This window comes from Streptomyces bambusae, assembly GCF_019400985.1.
Taxonomy (GTDB): Bacteria; Actinomycetota; Actinomycetes; order Streptomycetales; family Streptomycetaceae; genus Streptomyces; species Streptomyces bambusae_A.
Map to the genome: position 1 here is coordinate 1 of NZ_WTFF01000499.1, position 3,479 is coordinate 3,479.

General features: G+C 73.6%; 3 protein-coding genes and 1 pseudogene. 3 read left to right on the forward strand and 1 reads right to left on the reverse strand.

Annotated elements, in window-relative coordinates:
• The first annotated feature begins 144 nt into the window (after window positions 1–144).
• Entirely contained in the window at window positions 145–1,233 is a 1,089-nt protein-coding gene (locus tag GPJ59_RS34670) for a prephenate dehydrogenase (RefSeq protein ID WP_219672006.1), read from the forward strand.
• Here GPJ59_RS34670 and GPJ59_RS34675 read toward each other — a convergent pair.
• Window positions 1,220–2,254, reverse strand: a pseudogene (locus GPJ59_RS34675) (serine/threonine-protein kinase); the annotation flags it as partial. The gene GPJ59_RS34670 and the pseudogene GPJ59_RS34675 sit on opposite strands and share 14 nt — an antisense overlap.
• 106 nt (window positions 2,255–2,360) lie before the next feature.
• On the opposite strand from GPJ59_RS34675, the gene GPJ59_RS34680 reads away from it, so the two are divergent.
• The gene (locus GPJ59_RS34680) at window positions 2,361–2,678 is read left to right on the forward strand and encodes an SH3 domain-containing protein (RefSeq protein WP_219672009.1); all 318 of its coding nucleotides are present in this window, start codon (window positions 2,361–2,363) and stop codon (window positions 2,676–2,678) included.
• Window positions 2,679–2,738: 60 nt separating this feature from the next.
• Entirely contained in the window at window positions 2,739–3,263 is a 525-nt protein-coding gene (locus GPJ59_RS34685; RefSeq protein WP_308120660.1) for a hypothetical protein, read from the forward strand.
• Window positions 3,264–3,479: the final 216 nt, after the last annotated feature.

The following is a 3,479-nucleotide window of genomic DNA, read 5'->3' on the forward strand; positions in this document are numbered from 1 at the left end:
CTTACAGCTACTTTGTGATGCTGTGTTGTATTTATTCCAAGCAAAAGACTACGTACGAGACCCCCCTCTGTCTCTTGTGTCCGGAGATTCGTAAACGACCCACCCCCCCCCCCTCCCCCTCCCCGCATCCCCGAGGACCCCCCAGTGAGAACCGCCGTAGTCATCGGAACCGGCCTGATCGGTACGTCCGCGGCGCTCGCGCTGGCCGGCCGCGGGGTCACCGTGCACCTGCACGACAACGACCCCGCCGCGGCCCGTACCGCCGCATCGCTCGGCGCCGGCACGTACGAGGCCCCCGAGGGCCAGGTGGACCTCGCGATCATCGCCGTGCCGCCGGCCCACGTGGCCGCCGCGCTGGCCGACGCGATCGGCCGGGGCCTGGCCCGCGCCTACGTCGACGTGGCCAGCGTCAAGGGCGGACCGCGGCGTGAGCTGGAGGCCCTAGGCGTGGACGTCGGCGCGTACATCGGGACGCACCCGATGGCGGGCAAGGAGAGCTCCGGGCCCCTCGCCGCGACCGCCGACCTCTTCGAGGGCCGGCCCTGGGTCCTGAGCCCGACCCGTGAGACCGACCACGAGGTACTCAACCTGGCGCTGGAGCTGGTCGCGCTGTGCCGCGCGGTTCCCGTGGTCATGGACGCCGACGCCCACGACCGGGCGGTCGCACTGGTCTCGCACACCCCGCAGCTCGTCTCCAGCATGGTCGCGGCCCGACTGGAGGAGGCCGAGGAGTCGGCCGTACGGCTGTGCGGGCAGGGCATCCGGGACGTCACCCGGATCGCCGCCTCCGATCCCCGGATGTGGGTCGAGATCCTCTCCGCGAACCCCGGCCCGGTCGCCGACGTGCTGTCCGGCATCGCCGCCGACCTGGAAGAGACGGTGCAGGCGCTGCGCGGCCTGCAGTCCGGCGACGAGGCCGAGCGGCGCCGCGGCACCAAGGGCATCGAGGACGTCCTGCGCCGGGGCAACGCCGGCCGGGACCGGGTGCCGGGCAAGCACGGGGCCGCTCCGACCTCGTACGAGACGGTCGCCGTCTTCATCAGCGACCAGCCGGGCGAGCTGGCCCGGATCTTCGCGGACGCCGGCCACGCCGGGGTCAACATCGAGGACGTCCGCATCGAGCATGCCACGGGCCAGCAGGCGGGCCTCGTCCAGCTGATGGTCGAGCCCCGATCGGCCCCGGTGCTCACCGCGGAACTGCGCGGCCGAGGCTGGTCCCTGCGCAAGCAGTGAGCACCCGGCGGGACCAGGGCTTCCGGGCTGCGGTTCCTCGGCGGGACCAAGGCTTCTCGGCCGGGGCCGACCCCCCGAAGCCCTGCCCCGCCCCAGCCCGGCCAATCCCCGCCCCCGCCCCAGCCCCCGCCCCCACCGCACCCACAACCGCCGACACCGGCCGGCGCGGCTGCGGTATGAACGCCCGGGTGTCCTCCCCGGCCGCCGGATACGCCAGCGTCCGCATCGCCGTGATCAGCTGGTCGGCCGTCGGTCGCTCCTCCGGCTCCTTCGCCAGGCACCGCGCCACGATCGGCGCCAGCTCCGCCGGCACCCCGGCCAGGTCCGGCTCGTGGTGCACCACCTGGTACGCGACCAGGTACGGGCTGTCGGAGTCGAACGGCCCCCGCCCCGTCGCCGCGTGCACCAGCACGGCCCCCAGCGCGAACACGTCCGCCGCCGGCCCCACCTCACGCGGCCGCTGGAACTGCTCGGGCGCCATGAACGGCGGCGTGCCGATCAGCTTCCCGGTCTCCGTCCGCAGGTCGCTGTCGTACGGGCGCGAGATCCCGAAGTCGATGACCCGCACCCCGTCCGGTGCCATCAGCACGTTGCTCGGCTTCAGGTCGCGGTGCACCACGCCCGCCCGGTGGATGTCCCGCAGCGCCTCGGCCAGCCCCGCGCCGAGCCGCCCCAGCTCGCCCGAGTCCAGCACCCGCTCCCGTACCCGCTGGGCGAGGGTCGGCGCGTCGATGAACAGGGTGGCCATCCACGGCCGTTCGGCATCCGCGTCGGCGTCCACGACGGGCGCGGTGAACGCCCCGCTGACCAGCCGGGCGGCGGCGATCTCCTGCCGGAAGCGGGCCCGGAACTCCGGGTCCACGGCGTGCTCGGAGTGCACGATCTTGACGGCGAGCTTCAGCCCCGAACCGGAGGTGGCCAGATGGACGACGCCCATGCCGCCGGAGCCGAGCACGGATTCCAGCCGGTACTGCCCGGCGTACTCCGGGAAATCCGCGCAATCCGCGCGCTGCGCTCGCATCGCGTACCACCCCCGCGGGAGCCTAGTGGATCCGGCCGGCGATTCTCCAAGGTCCTGCTACCCTGCGCGAGTTGCGGAGCGCAACGCCCAGGGGGGAGATTTTCGTATGTCTGTGGAGAACGAGTCGAACGCGACCGCCGAGGAGCTGACGGCGGCCGGAACCGCGGATTCCGGGTACCTGACGTTCCCGGTCGCACCCGGCTACCGCGTCAACGTGCGCAGCGGCCCCGGCACCAACTACTCCGTCATCAAGACCCTGCCGTACGGGGCCTACGTGACCATCCGCTGCCAGTGCGACGGGACCACGGTCTCGGGCCCGTACGGCACGACCGACATCTGGGACTGCATCGGCAACGGCCAGTTCGTCTCCGACGCCTACGTCCAGACCGGCAGCGACGGCTACGTCGCCACGGGCTGCGCCTGACCCGGACGCACCCGGCGGTGGGGCGCCTCCCGGCGGGAGCCGGGGGCGATAATCGCTGATGTGAGCGACGAGCAGCGAGAGCAGCCCCCCGCCGGCCCCCGGTCCGAGGCCCCCACCGGACCGCAGCCCGAGCCCATCCGTTTCTACGGCACCACCTGGGTCCACCACGACGGCGGTTACGCCCTGCGCCGCGCCGGCCTGGCCCTCGGCTCGATCCTCGGCGCCTTCTCCGGCGCCTACCTGCTGCGCTTCGCCTACGAGGGCATGGAGATCGGCAACGTCGGCACCCTTCTCAACGTCTCCGTCGTCGTCCTCTTCGGCGTGTGCAGCGCCATCGCGTTCATCAAGACCTGGGAGTCCTTCAGCCGCCGCCCGGCGCCGTCCAGCGACGAGGCCGCCCTCAAGGGCCTCAAGGCGATCGGTTTCATCGGCTCCCTCATCGCGTACTTCCTGCGCACGCTGAGCGAGGCCCCCGGCGAGAAGCTCCACCGCACCGAGTACGAACGCGCCCTCGCCGACCACGCCCGCCGCCGCAGCACCCGCACAGGCAACCCAGCCGCCCGCCGCCCCAAACGCCAGAAGTAGCCCCCGGCACCCCCCTGCGCCTCAACCGCCGGCGGGGCTGGGAATTTTCCACCCCCCCCGCGGTTGAGGCGCGGGGGCCGGGGGGGGGGCCCGCAAGGGGGATCGGGGGGGGCCCCGGGGACGGGCCGGGCGGGGGGCCGGTTTCGGCAGGGGGGGGGGGGGGGGAAAGGCCCGCCGCGGGGCCCCGCCCCCCCCGCGCCCGCCCCCCGGCCCCCG